This window comes from Zavarzinia marina, assembly GCF_021568905.1.
Lineage (GTDB): Bacteria > Pseudomonadota > Alphaproteobacteria > Zavarziniales > Zavarziniaceae > Zavarzinia > Zavarzinia marina.
Window position 1 is genome coordinate 266,490 of sequence record NZ_JAKGSB010000005.1, and the last position, 19,303, is coordinate 285,792.

The 19,303-nt window shown below is 67.9% G+C and carries 15 protein-coding genes and 1 other annotated feature; of the genes, 9 read left to right on the plus strand and 6 right to left on the minus strand.

The genetic code is table 11. The features are described 5' to 3' along the window. The first annotated feature begins 12 nt into the window (after positions 1–12). Positions 13–933, plus strand: a complete 921-nt coding sequence (locus tag L2U69_RS14945; RefSeq protein ID WP_236107922.1) for a hypothetical protein — start codon at positions 13–15, stop codon at positions 931–933. Positions 934–947: 14 nt separating this feature from the next. On the opposite strand, the gene L2U69_RS14950 is transcribed toward L2U69_RS14945, so the two are convergent. Next, on the minus strand, positions 948–2,501 hold the full coding sequence (locus L2U69_RS14950; protein WP_236107923.1) for a putative bifunctional diguanylate cyclase/phosphodiesterase: 1,554 nt from the start codon (positions 2,499–2,501) through the stop codon (positions 948–950). A 285-nt stretch (positions 2,502–2,786) separates the two neighbouring features. Between L2U69_RS14950 and L2U69_RS14955 the strand changes: the two genes are divergently transcribed. Both L2U69_RS14955 and L2U69_RS14960 read left to right on the plus strand, forming a co-directional pair. After that, positions 2,787–3,215 carry a hypothetical protein gene (locus L2U69_RS14955; RefSeq protein WP_236107924.1) on the plus strand — a complete coding sequence of 143 codons (429 nt, stop codon included), beginning with the start codon at positions 2,787–2,789 and terminating at the stop codon, positions 3,213–3,215. A 93-nt stretch (positions 3,216–3,308) separates the two neighbouring features. Further along, positions 3,309–4,217, plus strand: a complete 909-nt coding sequence (locus L2U69_RS14960) for a hypothetical protein (RefSeq protein ID WP_236107925.1) — start codon at positions 3,309–3,311, stop codon at positions 4,215–4,217. On the opposite strand, the gene L2U69_RS14965 is transcribed toward L2U69_RS14960, so the two are convergent. After that, positions 4,211–5,677 (minus strand): SulP family inorganic anion transporter, encoded by a 1,467-nt coding sequence (locus L2U69_RS14965; RefSeq protein ID WP_236107926.1) that lies wholly within the window; start codon positions 5,675–5,677, stop codon positions 4,211–4,213. The two genes, L2U69_RS14960 and L2U69_RS14965, sit on opposite strands and share 7 nt — an antisense overlap. A gap of 71 nt (positions 5,678–5,748) precedes the next feature. After that, positions 5,749–5,804: a sequence feature (sul1 is cis-regulatory element that is thought to sense ions involved in sulfur or methionine metabolism; They are found in Alphaproteobacteria), on the minus strand. Between the two features lie 147 nt (positions 5,805–5,951). Between L2U69_RS14965 and L2U69_RS14970 the strand changes: the two genes are divergently transcribed. Together L2U69_RS14970 and L2U69_RS14975 are read left to right on the plus strand one after the other, a co-directional pair. Beyond that, positions 5,952–7,736 carry an acyclic terpene utilization AtuA family protein gene (locus tag L2U69_RS14970; protein WP_236107927.1) on the plus strand — a complete coding sequence of 595 codons (1,785 nt, stop codon included), beginning with the start codon at positions 5,952–5,954 and terminating at the stop codon, positions 7,734–7,736. A gap of 2 nt (positions 7,737–7,738) precedes the next feature. Then, positions 7,739–8,614, plus strand: a complete 876-nt coding sequence (locus L2U69_RS14975) for an SDR family oxidoreductase (protein WP_236108001.1) — start codon at positions 7,739–7,741, stop codon at positions 8,612–8,614. A 101-nt stretch (positions 8,615–8,715) separates the two neighbouring features. Here the strand turns inward: L2U69_RS14975 and L2U69_RS14980 are convergent, their stop codons facing one another. Both L2U69_RS14980 and L2U69_RS14985 read right to left on the minus strand, forming a co-directional pair. Next, positions 8,716–9,318, minus strand: a complete 603-nt coding sequence (locus tag L2U69_RS14980) for an MlaC/ttg2D family ABC transporter substrate-binding protein (RefSeq protein ID WP_236107928.1) — start codon at positions 9,316–9,318, stop codon at positions 8,716–8,718. A gap of 97 nt (positions 9,319–9,415) precedes the next feature. Further along, positions 9,416–10,240, minus strand: a complete 825-nt coding sequence (locus L2U69_RS14985) for an MlaA family lipoprotein (protein WP_236107929.1) — start codon at positions 10,238–10,240, stop codon at positions 9,416–9,418. A gap of 289 nt (positions 10,241–10,529) precedes the next feature. On the opposite strand from L2U69_RS14985, the gene L2U69_RS14990 reads away from it, so the two are divergent. From L2U69_RS14990 to metH, 3 genes are read left to right on the plus strand one after another with little or no spacing between them, the layout of a single operon-like run. Next, complete coding sequence (locus tag L2U69_RS14990) at positions 10,530–11,486, plus strand: ArsR/SmtB family transcription factor (protein ID WP_236107930.1); 957 nt, start codon at positions 10,530–10,532, stop codon at positions 11,484–11,486. Then, positions 11,483–12,355, plus strand: coding sequence for a methylenetetrahydrofolate reductase (gene metF / locus L2U69_RS14995; RefSeq protein WP_236107931.1), 873 nt, complete (start codon positions 11,483–11,485; stop codon positions 12,353–12,355). The genes L2U69_RS14990 and metF overlap by 4 nt, the downstream gene beginning before the upstream one ends. A gap of 15 nt (positions 12,356–12,370) precedes the next feature. Then, a complete protein-coding gene (gene metH, locus L2U69_RS15000) occupies positions 12,371–15,862 on the plus strand; it encodes a methionine synthase (RefSeq protein WP_236107932.1) in 3,492 nt (1,163 codons plus the stop codon). Between the two features lie 4 nt (positions 15,863–15,866). Here metH and L2U69_RS15005 read toward each other — a convergent pair whose 3' ends face one another. Both L2U69_RS15005 and L2U69_RS15010 read right to left on the minus strand, forming a co-directional pair. Next, positions 15,867–16,673 carry a hypothetical protein gene (locus L2U69_RS15005; protein WP_236107933.1) on the minus strand — a complete coding sequence of 269 codons (807 nt, stop codon included), beginning with the start codon at positions 16,671–16,673 and terminating at the stop codon, positions 15,867–15,869. Continuing rightward, positions 16,670–17,821, minus strand: a complete 1,152-nt coding sequence (locus L2U69_RS15010) for an alpha/beta fold hydrolase (protein WP_236107934.1) — start codon at positions 17,819–17,821, stop codon at positions 16,670–16,672. Before L2U69_RS15010 ends, L2U69_RS15005 begins: the two co-directional genes overlap by 4 nt. Before the next feature lie 223 nt (positions 17,822–18,044). Here L2U69_RS15010 and L2U69_RS15015 point away from each other — a divergent pair, with 223 nt between their 5' ends. After that, positions 18,045–19,289, plus strand: a complete 1,245-nt coding sequence (locus L2U69_RS15015) for an NAD(P)/FAD-dependent oxidoreductase (protein ID WP_236107935.1) — start codon at positions 18,045–18,047, stop codon at positions 19,287–19,289. Positions 19,290–19,303: the final 14 nt, after the last annotated feature.

The following is a 19,303-nucleotide window of genomic DNA, read 5'->3' on the forward strand; positions in this document are numbered from 1 at the left end:
CGCCCCGCCGCCATGACCGTTCCTGATCATGCTCTCCCTGAAATCGCCCCCGGGGAAGGGCTGGACCGCTGGCGCGGTCTGATCCGCGCGCGCGAACGCCGGGAACGCTGGAACCGGCGCCTGACGGCGGGCGTGGTCGCGGCGATCTGGGGCGCCTATGGCCTCGGCTTCTTCATGACGGTCACCGCCGACAGCGGTTTCGGCGCCTTTTTCGGGGCGGCCGGGCTGATGGTCGCCCTGATGCCGGCCATGCTGCTCTCCCTCGGCATCCTGCTGGCGCGGGGCTGGCTGGCGCGCCGGGCCGGGCTCGCCCTGCTCGGGCCGCGCCACGGGCCCGCGCGCATGGCGTTCGAGCCGCAGTGGCCGGTGGTCGCGGCCGCCGTCGCCGACATGGACCGGCTCGATTTCGAACCGGACGAGCGCCGGCAGGCCGGGAACCGGCTCGACCAGCTCGCCGGTATCTTCATCGCCCTTCGCCATCTGGGGCCGGAGAGCGACCGCCTTCATGCCCAGCGCCTGGCGCAGGGCGTGGCGCCCCTGGTGCGGGACCTGGCCGACGTGCGCCGCCGCGCCCTGTCGCGGACCATTTCGGGCAGCCTGCCGCCCGGCGGTGCGCCCGGCTTCCTGGCGGGCGGCGAGGTGCCGCGCCCCGTCGCGCCCGCCGTGGAGAAGCTGGAGGCGGCGCTCGCGCTCGCCGGCCGGTCGGACCGCCCCGCCACGGTGGCGGCGGCGCGCCGGGCCCAGGACAGCGCCGGGCGCGCCCTTGCGGCACTCCGCGCCGATACCGCCCTGGCGCCGCGTACCCGCGACCTGATCGAAGCCCTGACGGCGGAAGTCGCGGCCGAACTGGCGCGCGACGGCGCGGGGCGTGACCCGACGACGGCGCTCGAAATCGAGGAACGGCTGATGCGGGCGCGCAAAGGCGACGCCTGAGACAGGCTCCGCCGTCAGGCGCGGGTCATGAGGGCGCGGACCGCTTCCGCCGGCATCGGCCGCGCGAGGCCGAAGCCCTGACCCATGTCGCAATCGTGGAGGCGCGCCCATTCGGCGACCGCGTCGGTCTCGATGCCCTCGGCGACGACAGCCATGCGCAGGGCGTGGGCGAGATCGATGATGCGGGCGGTCAGGCCGGCAATGTCGGGATCGCCCAGATCGTCCAGGAAGCTGCGGTCGATCTTCACCTTGTCGAAGGGCAGGGCCCGCAATTGCCGCAGATTGGCATAGCCCGAACCGAAATCGTCGAGCGCCAGCCGGACGCCTGCGGCATGCAGGGTGCGGACCATCTGATGGGCCATGGCGGCGTCGTCCGGCAACGCCCGCTCGGTGATCTCCAGGCAGAGACGGCCCGCCGGCGCCTCCTCCTCGGCGAGGACGGCCAGGATCCGGGCGGCCGTGCCCTCGGCCGAGAATTGCTGGGGCGACAGATTGACCGAAATCCAGCACGGCGCCGGCCAGTGGCGCAGCTCGCGCAGCGCCTGGCGCAGGATGGTGTCGAAGATGCCGGCGATCAGGCCCGCGTCTTCCGCCAGCGGAATGAAGATGCCGGGCGGAACCGGGCCGTGGCCGTCGCGATGCCACCGGGCCAGGGCTTCCGCGCCGACGGGGCGTCCCGTCTTCATGTCGAAGATGGGCTGGAAGTGAGCGACGACATCTCCCCGTGCGAGGCCGGCGCGCAGGGCCGCCTCCATTTCCAGGCGCTCCCGGTTCATCCGTTCCAGGCCGGCGTCGAACAAGGCATAGGTGTTGCGGCCCTCCGAACGGGCCTGCTGCAGGGCGGCTTCGGCACGGCTCAGCAGGATGTCGACGCCGTCCCCGTCGTTCGGATGGATGGCGATGCCGATGCTGGCCGTGATCTTGCTGTCGGCGACGGGGTGAACCTCCGGACTGCCGATCGCCGCCTGCAGGCGGCGCGCCAGACGCAGGATGTGGTTCTGGTCGACGGTCGGCGGGGTGACGAGGGCAAACCGGTCGCCGCCGAGGCGGGCGGCGATCGTGTCGGCTGCCATGACCTCGGTCATGCGGGCCGCGATCCGCCGCAGCAAGCGGTCGCCGATGCCGGTGCCGAAGCGCTGGTTCACCTGCTTGAAACGGTCCAGGTCGATCAGCAGCAGGCCGATGCAGCCGTTCGCCGGCGCCGCCGCCAGAAACGGTTCGACCGCGTCGAGGAACCCCGTGCGGTTGCGAAGACCGGTCAGGGCGTCGAACCGTTCCAGGCCCTCGAGGCGCGCCTCCGCCAGGCGCCGCTCGGCTTCCGCCTGTTTCAGGTCGCGGTTGCGCACGATCAGCACCGCGATCAGGGCGAAGGACAGGACACTGAAGATCGTGAAGACCCCGTCCAGTTCCCAATCTTCGTGGTCGCGGCTGTAGTGATAGAGCCACTCGAACGTGTCGAGGGAGATCAGCAGCGCCTGAAGCGCGAGCGCCCCGACGATGATCACGACGAAGATCGGCCGGAAGCGGGCGCGTGGGCGATTTGAGAAGGCGCGATCTGTATCTGACATTCTGCTTGCTGCTTGGTTCTTGGCCGGCCGTTCCGACGTGACGATTTCCACCCCTCCCCGGAGGGAATCATGATCGCACGATAGCGGTAAATAAAGTCTCGCTGTACGGCGAAGCGGGATTCACGTGGGCCCCGGAAGCGGCGCGGGCGAGGGAGCGGGTCCGAGAGCGGCGCGCGCCTATGCAATTTTAAGAATATAACAATGGAAAAACACGTTTTGAGATATATAATGTCCCGGCAAATCCCCTAAAGGGGAATCTCGTCTCCAGAACAACGGGGGTCGCCCATGCCTGTCGGAATGTGTGATTCATCGCGCGCGGCTTCGGTCAGGGGACGTGGCGCCGTCGCCTGCCGCGCCATCTTGGCGGCGCTGTCCGTCGCGTCGCTGCCGGCCCTAAGCCCCGCCGCGTCGGCGCAGAGCGTCGGATCGACCTGCTACGAGGGCTATATCGTCGGCGTCGTCGGTCCCTACCCACCCGGCAGAGGCGGCGCCTGGGACGAATTCGGCGTCTATGTCTCGAAGAATTCCTATTGGGACGGAAGCCAGGTCTTCATGTTCTCGGATTCGACGAACATCTCGCTCCAGACCGAGCTCGGGCGCGTTCTCTACGCCCAGGCCGTCAACGCGATGAACATGGGCTACCAGGTCGTGTTGAGTTCCATAAACAACTCATGCGGTTCCTTGGGGTTCAGCACCATTCGGCAGATGAAATAGGGATCGGCGCCCGACAGACCCGAGGCGCGCTGTTTTACGGGAGGCCGGACCATGGAAAAGAGGACAAGGATCGCCGCTTTCTGCCTCGGATCCGTGCTGGCTGCCGGGGCGGTGCCACTCGCCGCCCTCGCCGGCGGCGGCAATCCGCCGGATCCGCCGGAAGACGGCGACTATCGCCTGAGCCTGCCCTCGCAAGGGCGGCCCGACGCGCCCTACCCCGCGCTGGATGACTACACGCCGGACCTGCAGGCGCACGGCCAGGGACCGTCCTACACCGTGCCGGTGTCGCGGCACCACATCATCCCCCTGAACGTCCTGCGGGGGTTCTACAACAATGTCGTCGAGCGCGGGGATCTCCTCTATATCCGCGGCTTCCTGTCGTCACTCGGATCCAACATCAGGCTCTACGCCAGTGCCGCCTCCATGGTCTGCTCCGTCGCCGCGGTGAGGTTCGACCTGATGAGTGCCAGCTATGTCTCGACCTTCATGGCGCAGGGGCGGGTGCGGCCCGGCGGCAGCGACGTTCCGCACGGCTTCGACACATTCGCCGCATTCTATGCCTGGCTGCCGGGAAACCTGTTCGTCGGACCGCGCAACCGAAGCGACGACCCGGGGGAAAATCTCGACGCCGGGGCCCAGTTCATCATCGGCGCGGAACGCTTCGCGATCCTGCGGCGGCTGTACGACAACATGGTCGATTACAACGCCGGGATCGGCGACCCCCTGAATGCCATCATTGCCGATCTGACGCAGGTGGTCCGGTGGCAGCGGGTAACGCCGTTGAGCGCCCAGGAATGGGAACGCGTGTCGGATAACCCGCCCAAGACGCCTCGGTATCGGATCAGGCGCGACCGGATCGACGGTTCCGTCGCGGCGCTCGACGGCGGGCCGCTCGACGCATCGACGCCGGACGGCGACTGTCTGGGCGTTCCCCCCGCGCTGGGCACCGATCCCATGATCGCCATCCTGCCGCTTCTGTTCGATCCGCCGCCACCTCAGTGAGGCGCGGCGGGTGCCTCCGCCATCGGCTTGTCGTGGGCGGCGAAGCGCTCGACCATGGTGGCGCTGGCTTCGTTCAGGCCCTCCACGGTCACCTCGGCCCCGGCCCGGCGGAGCCTCAGCACCGCCTTGTCCAGGGCGCCGATCGACGAGATGTCCCACAGGTGGGCGTGGTGCAGATCGATCGTCACCTGGGGCGGCACCTCGACAAAGTCGAAGCCGCGCAGGAAGGTCTCGGTCGAGGCGAAGAAGACCTGGCCGCGCACGACATAGCGATCGCCCTCGCGCGTGATCGAGATCAGGCGCGAGACCTTGCCGGCGAAGAACACGCCCGACAGCAGCACGCCGACGATCACGCCCTTGGCCAAGTCGTGGGTGGCGACCACGGTCACCACCGTCGCCAGCATGACGACGGAAGAGGGCAGGGGATTGCTGCGCAGCTCGAGGATCGAACGCCACGAGAAGGTGCCGATCGAGACCATGATCATCACCGCGACCAGGGCCGCCATCGGAATGATGCGGACGATGTCGTCGAGCACCAGGATCAGGAACAGCAGGAAGGCGCCGGCGACGAAGGTGGACAGGCGCCCGCGCCCGCCCGCGCCGACGTTGATCACCGACTGGCCGATCATGGCGCAGCCGCCCATGCCGCCGATCAGCGCGGCGGCGATGTTGGAGGCGCCCTGGCCGAAGCATTCCCGGTGGCGGTCGCCCTGGGTCTCGGTCATGTCGTCGACGATCTGGGTCGTCAGCAGGGATTCGAGCAGGCCGACGGCGGCCAGCGCCAGGGAGAAGGGGAAGATGATCCGCAGCGTCTCGAAGGTCAGGGGCAGGTCCGGCAGGGCCAGCATGGGCAGGCTGGACGGCAGTTCGCCGAGATCGCCGACGGTGCGCAGATCCATGCCGAACCCCCAGGCGACGGCGGTCAGCGCTGCGATGGCGATCAGCGGCGCGGGCACGGTCCTGGTCGCCAGGGGCAGCAGATAGATGATGGCGAGACCGGCCGCGACCATGGCATAGGTCGCCGGCGGCACGTCGATCAATTCCGGCAATTGGGCGAGGAAGATCAGGATCGCCAGGGCGTTGACGAAACCGGTGATCACCGAGCGCGAGACGAAGCGCATCAGCCGGTGCAGGCGCAGGAATCCGGCGCCGATCTGCAGCACGCCCATCAGGATGGTCGCCGCGAACAGATATTGCAGGCCGTGTTCCTTGACCAGCGTGACCATCAGCACGGCGGTCGCCGCCGTCGCGGCGGAGATCATGCCGGGCCGGCCGCCGACGACGGCCGAGACGCAGGCGATGGCGAAGGAGCCGAACAGGCCGAGCTTGGGGTCGACGCCGGCGATCGCGGAAAAGCCGATCGCTTCGGGAATCAGGGCCAGCGCGACCAGGACGCCGGACATGAGGTCGCCGCGAATGTTGTGAAACCATTCGTGGCGGTACAGACGCAACGGGGTCATGGGGTCTTCCGATGTGCGGACGCTTTCCCGCCGCCCTCTTCGGGCCGGGCGGGGCGCAACAGGCGTCCTCTCATGGTCCGGCGGATCGGCGGCCGGAAGAGCCACCCGGGGTCTCACCGGGTCCTTCTCGAATGCGAGCAATATGCCTTTGCGATTGCTGCGATGCAACAAGACGGTGCGCATGCATGGCCGCGTTCACCGCATGGCCTTGCCTGCCCCCACGTCCTCCGCTATGGTCGCTCAAAATGAATTGAATTCAACAAAGGAGGAGATCGTGGCGACGGCGAAGGGCGCGGGCCCGTTGCGCATCGGTTGCGCGTCGGGGTTCTGGGGCGATTCCCTCGAAGGCACGGCGCAACTGGTGACGCGCGGCGGCATCGATTTCCTGGTCTTCGACTGGCTGGCGGAAATCACCCTGTCGCTGCTGGCGCGGGTGAAGGCGAAGAAGCCCGAGGCGGGCTATGTCCCCGATTTCATCGAAGCGATCGCGCCCCATCTCGCCACCATCAAGGACCGGGGCATCCGCATCGTCTCCAACGGCGGCGGCATGAACCCCGCCGCCTGCGCGGCGGCACTGGCGGCACGGGCCGAGGCGGCGGGCCTGTCCTTCCGCATCGCCACCGTGGCCGGCGACGATCTGAAACCGGCGGAGGACGAGATCCGCGCCGCCGCCGTGCGCGAGATGTTCACGGGCGCGGCCCTGCCCGACAAACTGGTGACCGCGAATGCCTATATCGGCGCGCGCGGCATCGCCGCCGCGCTCGATGCCGGGGCGGAGATCGTGATCACCGGGCGCTGCGTCGATTCGGCCGTCACGCTGGGGCCGCTGGTGCATCATTTCGGCTGGGACTGGCAGGACTGGGACCGGCTGGCCCAGGGCAGCCTGGCCGGCCATCTGATCGAATGCGGTGCCCAGGGTACCGGCGGCCTCTTCACCGACTGGCAGGCGGTGCCGGGCTGGGACGACATGGGTTTCCCCATCGTCGAGGTGGAGGGTGACGGCGGCTTCACCCTGACCAAGCCGGACGGCACCGGCGGCCTGATCACGCCGCTGTCGGCGGCCGAACAGCTTCTCTACGAGATCGGCGATCCCGCCGCCTATCTGCTGCCCGACGTCGCCTGCGATCTTCGCGCCGTCAGCCTCGTCCAGGCGGGGCCGGACCGGGTGCGCGTGACCGGGGCCCGGGGCCGCCCGCCCAGCGGCAGCCTGAAGGTCAGCGCCACATTCGCCGACGGCTTCCGCATGATCGGCGCCGTCACCATCGCCGGGCGCGAGGCGGCGGCCAAGGCGGAACGGACGGGCGCCGCCATCGTCGCACGCGCCATGCGCCTGATCGCCGAAAAGGGCCTGCCGCCCCTGAGCGAAACCTCGATCGAGGTTCTGGGCAGCGAGGCGACCTATGGTCCCCATGCCGCGCCGGCCGCCAAGGCGGCGCGCGAGGTGGTGTTGAAGATCGGTGCCCGCGCCCCCGTCGCCGCCAGCCTCGACCTGCTGGCCAAGGAGGTGGTGCCGGCGGCGACCGCCATGGCCCAGGGCCTGACCGGCCTCTATGCCGGGCGCCCGGGCGTGGCGCCGGTATTCCGCAATTTCTCCTTCCTGTGGCCGGCGGCCAAGGTGCCGGCGACCGTGACCCTGGGCGCGGAAAGCTTCGCCGTCGACAATCCGGTGCCGCCGGTAGCACCCGCGCCCGTGGCGGTGCCGGCCGTCGACGCGGCGGTGGACGGGGTGGAGACGGTGCCCCTGATCCGCCTCGCCGTCGGGCGTTCGGGCGACAAGGGCGACATCGCCAATATCGGCGTCATCGCGCGCCGGCCCGACTATCAGCCCTATATCCGCGCGGCCCTGACGGTCGACGCGGTCAAGGCCTGGTTCGGCCATCTGGGGGTTTCCCGGGTCGAGCGTTTCGACCTGCCGGGCTTCGATGCCCTGAACTTCATGCTGCACGACGCGCTCGGCGGCGGCGGAGTCGCCTCGGTCCGGATCGATCCGCAGGGCAAGGCGCTGGCGCAGATGCTGATGGATATGCCGGTGAAGGTGCCGGCGGGATTTCCGGGGTGACGATGATGGAACGTTTCGGCTACACGGACGACGAACTCCTCGCCCTGCCCCTGTCCTACCGTCCCGACCTGCTGGCGGGCAAGGTCGCCATGGTCTCGGGCGCCGGCACCGGCATCGGCAAGGCGATCGCCGTCACCCTCGGCCGGCTCGGCGCGAAGCTGGTGATCTGCGGGCGCAAGATCGAGAAGCTGGAAGCGACCGCGGCCCTTCTTGACCGTGCCGGGGCGGCGGTCATGGCCCATGCCGTCTCGATCCGCGATCCGGAGGCGGTGGCGGCGCTGCATCAGGCGGCGACGGACCGTTTCGGCGGCATCGACATCCTGGTGAACAATGCCGGCGGCCAGTTCCCCCAGGCGGCGATCAACTTCTCGCCCAAGGGCTTCAACGCCGTCGTCGACACCAATCTGGCCGGCACCTGGTACATGATGCAGGCGGCGGCGCGCCAGTGGCGGGACGCGGGACGGCCCGGCGCCATCGTCAATATCGTCGCCGTGGTCGGCCGGGGCATGCCCGGTGTGGCCCATACCTGCGCCGCGCGGGCGGGTGTGATCGCGCTTTCGAAGACCGTGGCGATCGAATGGGCGCCGCTCGGCATCCGCATCAATTGCGTGGCGCCCGGCATCATCGCGACCGAGGGCATGAACGTCTATCCGGACGAAGCCCGCAATGCGATGCCCGACACCAATCTGATGCGCCGTTTCGGCACCGCCCTCGACGTCGCGGAACTGGTGGTGCATCTGGGCTCGCCGGCCGGCAATTTCATCACCGGCGAAGTCGTCCATGTCGACGGCGGCAACCAGATCTGGGGCGATCAATGGACCATCCCGCGCCCCGACTGGTACACGACGCCGCAGGAATCGGCGTTTCCGGGGCGATAGGCGAAACGCCGCCGTCAAGAGGACGCGGCGCCAGGGGCGCCCCATCGGGAGAAAGACCCCGGCCTTCGCCGGGGCGACGAGAACGGAAAGAGCGTGAAGCCTCAGCTCACGCCGTTCTTCTTCTTCAGGCCGGCGAGAAGGGCATCCATGCCGCCGTTGCCGATGACGCTGCTGAAATCCTCGCGCTGGGCATTGCGCATCGAGAGGTTCTCGATCACCACGTCGACGATCTGATAGCTGCCCGGGTTGCCGGACAGCAGCCAGTCGACCACGACCGGGGCGCCGCCCTTGGGGCTGACGATCTGGCTGTGCACCAGGGTATTGTCGCCCTGGGGCTGGCTGCCCAGGGTCTGGAGCTGTTCGCCGGCATATTGCGACAGGCGGCGGGAATAGGTCTTCACCACGTCGATCGTGTAGAGGCGGTTGAATTCCTCGATCTGTTCCGGCGTCGCGCTGCGGCGCCAGCGGCCCAGCACGAAGGCGCCGATGGCCGGCACGTCGAAGGCGGTGAGGAAGAGGTCGCGGAAATCGGCCTCGCGCTGATCCGCCGACAGGCTGTCGTCGGCAAGCACGGCGATGGCGCGGCCGCCGAGATCGTCGATGAAGGCGGTGGCGGCGTCGGCGGCGAAGGCGCCCTTTCCGCCCAGCGCCAGAACGACGCCGGCGGCGCCGGTGGCCAGCAGCATTTGACGTCGGGTGGTCATTTCGTCATGCCTCATACGGAACGGTTGGCAGGTCCGGTGTAAACGGCCTTTCGGCCGCGCCGGTTCCGCGGCGCGGCCCGGGTCGGTGCGATGCCGGCTATTGAGCGGGGACCAGGGTCGTGTCGGCGCGGCCGTCGTCGCGGTTCTCGATGGCGGCGGCACGGCGCTGGCGATAGAGGTTGCGGATCGTCGCATAGAGGTCGAGGGACGATGCCTCGATCTCCTCGAAAGCGTCGATGCCGCGGGCGCGGCTGTCGATGATGTCGGCGGCCAGCAGGCCGTAGCCGACGACTTCGGCGTCATTGGCCGGAAGGACATAGGTCAGCGGATCGAAGAGCTGATCGACGCCGAGACCGACCAGATCGCGCGGCGGCCGCGGGCCGATCAGCGGCAACACCAGATAGGGACCTTCGCCGACCCCCCAGACCGCCAGGGTCTGGCCGAAATCCTCGTCGTGACGGGGATAGCCGATGCGGCTGGCGAAATCGTAGAAACCGCCGACGCCGGCGATCGTATTGGTGATGAAGCGCGCCGTGGTGATCCGCGCCCGCGCCAGATCGCCCTGCAGCAGGTCGTTGGCCAGGATGATCGGGGTGCGCAGATTGTTCAGGAAGTTGCGGACGCCGTTCTGTACCCGGTCGGGCACGATGCTGCGATAGACCACGGCCACCGGCTTCAGGGCCATGTAGTCGAAGAAGCGGTTCAGCTCGAAGAAATAGCGGTTCAGCGGCTCGACGGGGTCGTTGCGGCGCTCGAACTCCGCCACGGCCTCGACGTCGCTGGCGGGCGGGCGCTTGGCGCAGCCGGTGGAGACGCCCGCGATCAGCAGGATCGCCATGCCGGCGGCGAGGAGGCGGCCGAATCGCCGGCGCGCGGGGCGAACGGCTACGACGGCCCTGGCGTTCTCGCGATCCTGTGTCACCACATTTCCTCCGCTCTGCCGGAATCACCGGCCCCCTTACCCAAGACGATAGGAATTGGTTGGGTAACATATGGTTCTCATAGGGTTAAAGCCGAATTTGACCCATGGGGCGCGGGCGGGTGCAAATGCGGGCCCGTTCGTCTCATTGTGGCAACAGCGATAGCGGTTTGTCGCCGTTGTTGCCAAAACACATAAAGATATGTTTATGTGTGCTCATGACCGCGCGCCCTGATCGACCGCGGCCCCTTCGGCCTTCCTTCGGATCGCCGACCGATTCGGGGGGCCGGCGATGACCGAACTCCTCGCCGCCCTGAAGGGCGCGGCCGAGCCGACGCGCCTGCGCATCCTCCTGCTGCTCGCCCGGGCCGAACTGACGGTGACCGAACTGACCCAGGTCCTGGGCCAGAGCCAGCCGCGCCTGTCGCGCCATCTGAAGCTGATGGCGGAGGCGGGCCTGATCGACCGATTCCGCGAAGGCGCCTGGGTGTTCCACCGTCCCGCCGCCGACGGTGTCGGCGCGCGGCTGGCGGCCGAGATCGTAACCCTGGCGGACGAGGGCGATCCGGCTCATCAGCGCGATCTCGCCCGGCTCGATGCGATCCTGAAGGCGCGGACCCAGGCGGCGGCCGATTATTTCGCCGCCAATGCCGCCGAATGGGACCGCATCCGTTCGCTCCACGTGCCCGAACAGCAGGTGGAGGCGGCGCTGGACCGGATCGTCGGGCCGGGCCGCATCGACTTCATGCTGGACGTCGGCACCGGCACCGGGCGGATGCTGGAATTGTTCGGGCCGCGCGCCGCGCGCGGTCTCGGCCTCGACATCAGCCACGAGATGCTGTCGCTCGCCCGAGCCCGGCTGGACGCGGCGGGTCTCGCGCAGTGCCAGGTGCGCCAGGGCGATCTCCATGCCATGGCGCTGGCCGATGGTGTCGCCGATCTGGTGATCTTCCACCAGGTGCTGCATTTCACCGCCGATCCCCAGGCCGCGATCGCCGAGGCGGGACGCGTGCTGGCGCCGGGCGGGCGCCTGCTGCTGATCGACTTCCTGCCCCATGAGCGCGAGGAATTGCGCGACCTGCATGCCCATCGCCGGCTCGGCTTCAGCCGGCGCGAGGTGAGTGCCTGGGGCCGGGCCGCCAATCTCGATCTCGATCTCGTACAAACCTTCGTCGGCGATCCCCTGACCGTCGGCATCTGGCTGGGCCGGCGCCCGGCCGCCAACATCACGGACGGGCCCGCATCATGACCCTCGGCAACCTTGCCCATATCAATGTCTCCTTCGAATTCTTCCCGCCCAAGACGCCGGAGATGGAAGACGCCCTGTGGCGCACCGTGCGCCGGTTGGAGCCGCTGAACCCCGCCTTCGTCTCGGTGACCTATGGCGCCGGCGGCTCGACCCGCGAGCGCACCCATCAGACGGTGAAGCGCCTCGTCGACGAGACCGGGTTGAAGCCCGCCGCCCATCTGACCTGCGTCGCCGCGACGAAGGACGAGGTGGACGCGGTGGCGCGCGACTATTGGGACGCCGGGGTTCGCCACATCGTGGCGCTTCGCGGCGACAGTCAGGAACCGGGCGCTCCCTATCAGCCGCATCCCGGCGGCTATCCCTTCGCCGTCGATCTGGTGGCGGGCCTGAAGAAGATCGCGGATTTCGAAATCTCGGTCGCGGCCTATCCGGAAGTGCATCCCGATGCCGCCAGCGCCGAAGCCGATCTCGACAATCTGAAGCGCAAGATCGATGCCGGCGCGACGCGGGCGATCACCCAGTTCTTCTTCGACAACGACGCCTATTTCCGCTTCATGGACCGGGTGCTGGCGGCGGGCATCACCGTGCCCGTGGTGCCGGGCATCATTCCGGTGTCGAACTTCAGGCAGATCGTCAAATTCGCCGGCGCCACGGGGGCGTCCATCCCCGACAGCATGGCGCGCCATTTCGAAGGACTGGACGACGACCCTGAAACGCGGAAACTGGTCGCGGTCACCATCGCCGCCGAACAGGTGCGCGGCCTTGCCGCCGCCGGGGTCAAGGATTTCCACTTCTACACCCTGAACCGGGCGGACCTCTCCTTCGCCCTGTGCCATCTCCTCGGCCTGCGCGCCGCCCGAGAATCGTGATCTGGGGATCGTGAAATGAGCAAGTTCCTCGACGCCTTGAACGACCGCATCCTGCTGTGCGACGGCGGCACCGGCAGTCTCGTGCAGGCGATGAACCTCGACGTCGTCCGCGATTTCGACGGCCAGGAGAATTGCACCGAGGTACTGAACCGCACCCGGCCCGACGTGGTGCGCGAGATCCATCGCAACTATCTCGCCGCCGGCTCCGACATGGTGCAGACCAATTCCTTCGGCGGCTCGCCCATCACGCTCTCCGAGTTCGATCTTCAGGACGAAGCCTTCGCCCTGAACAAGAGTGCCGCCGAACTGGCGCGCGAAGCGATCGAGGAATTCGCCCACGACGGGCGGGAGCGTTTCGTGCTCGGCTCCATCGGCCCCGGCACGCGCCTGCCCTCCCTCGGCCATATCGCCTATGACCCGCTGGAAGCCGCGCTGGCCGTCCAGGCCGAGGGCCTGATCGCCGGCGGCGTCGACGCCATCCTGATCGAAACCTGTCAGGATACGTTGCAGATCAAGGCCGCGGTCAACGGCGTGAAGATCGCGCGCGAAAAGCTGGGGGCGACGACGCCGATCATGGTGCAGGTGACGGTGGAGACCACGGGCACCCTGCTGGTCGGGCCGGACATCGCGGCGGCGGCGACGGTGATCAACGCCCTCGACGTGCCGGTGATCGGCCTCAACTGCGCCACCGGGCCGCAGGAAATGGCGGAACACGTGAAGTTCCTGTCGGAAAACTGGCCGGGGCGGATCTCGATCCAGCCGAACGCCGGCCTGCCGGAACTGCGCGACGGCAAGACCTTCTATCCGCTCTCGCCGGAGGAAATGGCCCATTGGGTGCGCCGCTTCGTGCTCGAGGACGGGGTCAATGTCGTCGGCGGCTGCTGCGGCACCAATCCGGGCCATATCCGTGCCCTCGACGCCATGTTGCGCGAATTGGGCGGCGACCGGGTGCGCCCGGCGCCCAAGGCCCGCAGCTTCCATTGGGTGCCCTCGGTAGCCTCGCTCTATTCCCAGGTGCCCTACCGCCAGGAGAACGCCTATCTCTCGATCGGCGAGCGTTGCAATGCCAATGGTTCCAAGGCGTTCCGCGAGGCCCAGGCGGCGGGCGACTGGGACAAATGCGTCGCCATGGGCCGCGACCAGGTGAAGGAGGGCAGCCATACCCTCGATCTCTGCACCGCCTATGTCGGGCGCGACGAAATCGCCGACATGACCGAGGTGGTCAGCCGCATGCGCGGTTCGGTGAATGCGCCGCTGGTGATCGATTCGACCGAATATCCGGTCCTCGAATCCGCCCTGAAGCTCTATGGCGGCAAGCCCATCATCAATTCGATCAACTTCGAGGATGGCGAGGAACCGGCGGCACTGCGCCTGAAGCTGGCGAAGAAATTCGGTGCCGCCATGGTCGCCCTGACCATCGAGGAAGCGGGCATGGCCAAGACCGCGGCCGACAAGCTGCGCATCGCCCGTCGGCTCTATGATTTCGCGGTGAACCAGCACGGCCTGCCGCCGGCCGACCTGATGTTCGATCCGCTCACCTTCACCATCTGCACCGGCAACGAGGACGACCGCAAGCTCGGCCTCGAAACCCTGGACGCGATCGAGATGATCGCGAAGGACATGCCCGAGGTGCAGATCATCCTCGGCCTGTCCAATATCTCCTTCGGTCTCAACCCGGCGGCGCGCCATGTGCTGAATTCGGTCTATCTCGACCATGCGCTCCGCCGCGGACTGACCGGCGCCATCGTCCATCTCTCGAAGATCATGCCGCTGCACAAGATCCCCGAGGCGGAGGTGAAGGCGGCGGAAGACCTGATCTTCGATCGCCGCGCCGAGGGTTACGATCCTCTCCAGGCCTTCATCGCCCTCTTCGCCGACCGCAAGGGCGCCAAGGCCGAGAAGAAGGCGCGCGCCGAGACGGCGGAGGAACGCCTGGTGCAGCGCATCGTCGACGGCGACCGCCAGGGTCTCGAGGACGACCTGGAGGAGGCGATGACCAAGCACCCGCCCCTCGACATCATCAACAACTTCCTGCTCGACGGCATGAAGGTGGTGGGCGAGCTGTTCGGCGCCGGCAAGATGCAATTGCCCTTCGTCTTGCAGTCAGCCGAAACCATGAAGACCGCCGTCGCCTATCTCGAACCCCATATGGAAAAGATCGAGGGCCAGGAGAAGGGCACCATCGTTCTCGCCACGGTGAAGGGCGACGTCCACGACATCGGCAAGAATCTGGTCGACATCATCCTGACCAACAATGGCTATCGCGTCGTCAACCTGGGCATCAAGCAGCCGGTCGCCGCCATCATCGAGGCGGCGCAGAAGGAGCGGGCGGATGCCGTCGGCATGTCCGGCCTTCTGGTGAAGTCGACCGTGATCATGCGCGAGAACCTGGAGGAGATGACCCGCCTCGGCCTCGACGTGCCGGTGTTCCTGGGCGGTGCCGCGCTGACCCGGAAATATGTCGAGGAGGATTGCGTGCGCGCCTATGGCGCCGGCCGCGTCGCCTATGCCCGCGATGCCTTCGACGGGCTGGACCTGATGGCGCGCGTCGTGAACGACAATTTCGACGATCACCTGAAGGTGATCCAGGAAAAGCGCGCCGGCCGTCCCTCGAACAAGAAGAAGATCGGCACGCCCAGCGAGGCCAGCGTGGCGCGCCCGATCGATTACGCGGAAACCCGCGTCCGGCGCGAAGAACTGGCCAAGGGCGTAACCGTGCCGGTGCCGCCGTTCTGGGGCCCGCAGGTGATCGAGGACCTGCCCCTGAAGGCCCTGGTGCCCTTCCTGAACGAAACCATGCTCTATCAGTTCCAATGGGGCTTCGAGAAGGCGGGGCGCAGCCTCGACGAATACCGCCAGTATGCGGCGCGGGAAATCCGGCCGATCATGAACCGACTGGTCGACCAGTGCCAGCGCGACGGTATCCTGAAGCCGAAGGCGGCCTATGGCTATTGGAAGGCGGCGGCGGAAGGCAATGACGTCGTCCTGTTCGACGAGAGCGGCGAGCGCGAGGTGGCGCGCTTCGGCTTCCCGCGCCAGGCGCGCGGCGGCGGCCTCTGCATCGCCGACTTCTTCCGCGACGTCTCGGCCGGCGAGCGGGACGTGATCGGTCTCCAGGTCGTGACCATGGGCCAGCAGGCGTCGGAGATCGCGCGCCAATGGTTCGCCGAGAACCGCTATCAGGACTACCTTTACCTCCACGGCCTCTCGGTCGAGATGGCGGAGGCGCTGGCGGAATATGTCCACAAGAAGATCCGGGGCGAACTCGGCTTCTCCCACGAGGACGACCGCGACATCGACAAGATGCTGAAACAGGGCTATCGCGGCAGCCGCTATTCCTTCGGCTATCCCGCCTGCCCCAACATGACCGACCAGCACAAGCTCCTCGCCCTCCTCGGTGCCGATCGCATCGGCATCGAAATGGCGGACGAGGATCAGCTCCACCCCGAGCAGTCGACCAGCGCCATCGTCGTCCACCACCCCCAGGCCAAATATTTCTCGGTCTGAGGGGTTAGAACCGCAGCCAGACGGCGCCGATGAGGCCGGTTTCGGCGGGCGTGGCGGCGCCGGCGAAGACCCAGCTGACACCCGCCTGGAGGAACAGGCCGTCATCGAGGGGGCGGACGATGGAAGGCTGGAGCTGGTGCTTGCGGAAGGGCCCGGTCGGAGCGTCGACGGTCCATTCGTTGAAGATCTGGAAGAGGATCATGCCGCCCTTCCCGTCCTTCAGCCCCAGGGTGGCGTCCGCGAGCAGCGTGACGCCGCCGTCCTCCGACAGGCGGGGAGCGAATTCGGTGGCGACGAAGGCGGGAACGGCGCCTTCGCCGAAGGGATGCGGGATCTCGAAGCCGTCGCCCCAGAGCAGGCGCAACTCGGCCTTGTCCGGCGCCGAACCGAGGCGCGCCGCCCGCCCCTCCGGGCCGAGGGCCAGGGTCAGGCCCGGCTGGAGGGACAGAACCTCGTCCTCCTTCGACCACAGCCGGCAGCGCAGGCCGAGAAACAGTTTGGCGAGGCCCTGGTCGTAGCGGGTGTCGGTGTCGAGCCGGCTCCAGGTCGGCTGCAGGACCGCGAGATAGCCGGCCGCCACGCCATATTCGATCCAGGGCGCGATCTCGATCTTGTGTGTCTTCGCCATCGGTCGTCGCCGGCCGTCGTCGTCGAAGCCATCCTCCGCCCTGGTCAGGGTCGAGGTGACGATGATCTGGCCGCGGCCCGGTTCGCCGGTCCAGGCGGCCTGGGCCGGGCGGCCGGGCGCCGCCGCCAGGCCCGCGATCAGGGCGACGGCGGCGGCTCTTGCTCTGCCGCCGCGCCGGCTCACGCCGCCGAACGAAGCGCCAGCCAGTCGGCGGCGATGGTCCAGGTGGTCACGGGCGCCCGGCTGCCGGCGAAGACCCCGGCATGGCCGCCCGGCGCCTCGGCGAACTGCTTGTCGCCGGACGGTACGACGTCCATCACCTTCCGCGCCGCGTCCAGGGTCACGATCTGGTCGCTCTTGCCGGCGATCGCCAGATAGGGGCAGGCGATGGCGGCGAAATCGCTGACCGCGCCCTCGCCCAATTCGATCTTGCCCTTGGCCAGCGCATTGTCGAGCCCGACGCGGACGACGAAATCCTTCACGATGCCGCCCGGATAGGCGTGCATGTCGTTGAACCAGCGCGAAACCGTGCGGTTCTCCATCAGATATTCGCGGTCCCACAGGTTCATCAGCAGGTCGGCGTAACCCTGCACGACCCCGATCGGATTGGTCAGCTTGAAGATGTTGGAGGCCATCCAGCCGGGCATCATCAGGCGCCGCGCGTCGATCTTGTCGATGCGGAACGGCGTCAGCCGGCGGATCAGCCGAGTCGGCACCTGCATCGCCTGCACCAGCCAGCCGGCCATGCCGACGGCGCGGCTGTCGATCGGCGTCGCGATGGTGACGATGTTGCGCACGTCCGGGTCGTGGGCCCAGCCCTGATAGACCAGGGCGAAGAGCCCGCCCATGCAATAGCCGACGAGGGAGAGCGCCCTCTCGCCGTGATGGGCGCGGGTGGCGGCGATGGCGTCGGGCAGCAGCCGGGCGGCATAGTCGATCAGGCCGTAGTCGGCATGGCGGCTCTTCGGGCTGCCGAAATCGACCAGATAGACCTTGAAGCCCTTGGCCAGCAGGAAGCGCACCAGGCTGCGGTTGGGCAGCAGGTCGAAGTTCAGCGGATCGGCGGCCAGCGGCGGCACCAGCAGGATGGGTACCGGATGGTGCTGGGTGGCGACCGGCATGGTCTCTTCCCCGACCTCGATGCCGTCTTCCGCCAGGGGGGGATAATAGCGCACGGTCATCAGGCCGCTGCGGTAGACGACTTCGTAGTGGGTCTGTTCCGAGACGTCGAAATTCTCGGAAAACAGCGTGGTTTCGACCGCGTTGCTCACCCATTGCAGGCCGCGCTCGCCGACGAAACTGGACATTTTGACCAGCCGGTTCAGCACCATGTTTTCTTCCACCCCCGCATGTCGTGTTCGTCGCAAACGCCCGCAACCCAACAACTTCGGATTAGCCGGGCGCGCCCGGCTTGGCAAGCCTCATCGCCCGCCGGAACATGCCCGGATCCCGCCCATGCGGCAAATGGTGATCCCGCATGTGCGAAGGCCGGCTTCGCGCGCCCGTCGATCCCGTCTATGATCCGGGCGGGCAAGTTTTTCGGGATGGACGGGTATGACCAGGTCGGATGTCGTGGTGCTCGGGGCGGGGATCGTCGGCGTCTCGGTGGCGCTGCATCTGCAGCAGCGGGGACGTTCCGTCACCCTGCTGGACCGCCGCGCCCCGGGCGAGGAGACCAGCCTCGGCAATGCCGGACTGATCGAACGCGCCAGCGTGGTGCCCTATTCCTTCCCGCGCGAGCTGGCGGTCCTGGCGCGCTATGCCATGAACCACAATATCGACGCCCATTACGATCCGCTGTTCGCGCCCAAGGTGGCGCCCTGGCTGTTCCGCTTCTGGTATCACTCGGCGCCGGAACGCCTGGCGCGCATCTCGGCCGAGATGCTGCCCCTGATCGAGAATTCCCTGGAGGAGCACAGGGCGCTGATCCAGGCTTCCGGTCTCGGCCATCTGATGCGCGAGGTCGGCTGGATCGAGGTCTATCGCAAGGAGGCCAGCCTCGAGGACGGCGTCAAGGAGGCGAAGGACCTCTATGCGCCCCATGGGCTGCGCTACGACGTCCTGGACGCGGCGGCCCTGAAGGCGCGGGAGCCGGCCCTGTCCGACGTCGTGGTCGGCGGCATCCATTGGCTGGACCCGGCTTCGATCCTCGATCCCTCGGCCCTGGTGAAGGGTTATGCGGCCCTGTTCGAGACGCGCGGCGGCCGCATCGTCACCGGCGATGCCCGCAGCCTCGAGGCGGCGCCCGGCGGCTGGCGCTTCGCGACGAGCGACGGCCCGGGCGAGGCGGATCAGGCCGTGGTCGCCCTAGGCCCTTGGTCCGACGACGTTTTTTCGGATCTGGGCTATCAGTTTCCCTTGGCCGTGAAACGCGGTTATCATATGCATTATGGAACGACCGGCGGGGCTGTGCTGAACCACACCCTGCTCGACGTCGACAAGGGTTTCCTGCTTGCCACGATGGCGCGGGGCGTTCGCCTCACCACCGGCGTCGAATTCGCCGACCGGGATGCGCCCCCGAGCCCCATCCAGCTCGATCGCGCCGAACCGGCGGCCAGGGAACTCCTTCCCCTGGGCGACAGGCTGGATTCCGAACCCTGGTTGGGGCGGCGGCCCTGCCTGCCCGACATGAAGCCGGTGATCGGCCGCGCGCCCCGCCACGATAACCTCTGGTTCGCGTTCGGCCACAATCACCATGGTCTGACACTCGGTCCCGTGACCGGCCGGCTGCTCGCGGAGGTAATGGCGGGCGAAACCCCGTTCACGGATCCGGCACCCTATGGCGCCGGGCGGTTCTAGCGGTTCAAGCGTGA

Coding starts and splice junctions, on each gene's coding strand:
- L2U69_RS14945 (WP_236107922.1), top strand. CDS start 13: ATGACCGTTCCTGATCATGCTCTCCCTGAAATCGCCCCCGGGGAAGGG.
- L2U69_RS14950 (WP_236107923.1), bottom strand. CDS start 2,501: ATGTCAGATACAGATCGCGCCTTCTCAAATCGCCCACGCGCCCGCTTC.
- L2U69_RS14955 (WP_236107924.1), top strand. CDS start 2,787: ATGCCTGTCGGAATGTGTGATTCATCGCGCGCGGCTTCGGTCAGGGGA.
- L2U69_RS14965 (WP_236107926.1), bottom strand. CDS start 5,677: ATGACCCCGTTGCGTCTGTACCGCCACGAATGGTTTCACAACATTCGC.
- L2U69_RS14975 (WP_236108001.1), top strand. CDS start 7,739: ATGATGGAACGTTTCGGCTACACGGACGACGAACTCCTCGCCCTGCCC.
- L2U69_RS14980 (WP_236107928.1), bottom strand. CDS start 9,318: ATGACCACCCGACGTCAAATGCTGCTGGCCACCGGCGCCGCCGGCGTC.
- L2U69_RS14990 (WP_236107930.1), top strand. CDS start 10,530: ATGACCGAACTCCTCGCCGCCCTGAAGGGCGCGGCCGAGCCGACGCGC.
- metF (WP_236107931.1), top strand. CDS start 11,483: ATGACCCTCGGCAACCTTGCCCATATCAATGTCTCCTTCGAATTCTTC.
- metH (WP_236107932.1), top strand. CDS start 12,371: ATGAGCAAGTTCCTCGACGCCTTGAACGACCGCATCCTGCTGTGCGAC.
- L2U69_RS15010 (WP_236107934.1), bottom strand. CDS start 17,821: ATGGTGCTGAACCGGCTGGTCAAAATGTCCAGTTTCGTCGGCGAGCGC.
- L2U69_RS15015 (WP_236107935.1), top strand. CDS start 18,045: ATGACCAGGTCGGATGTCGTGGTGCTCGGGGCGGGGATCGTCGGCGTC.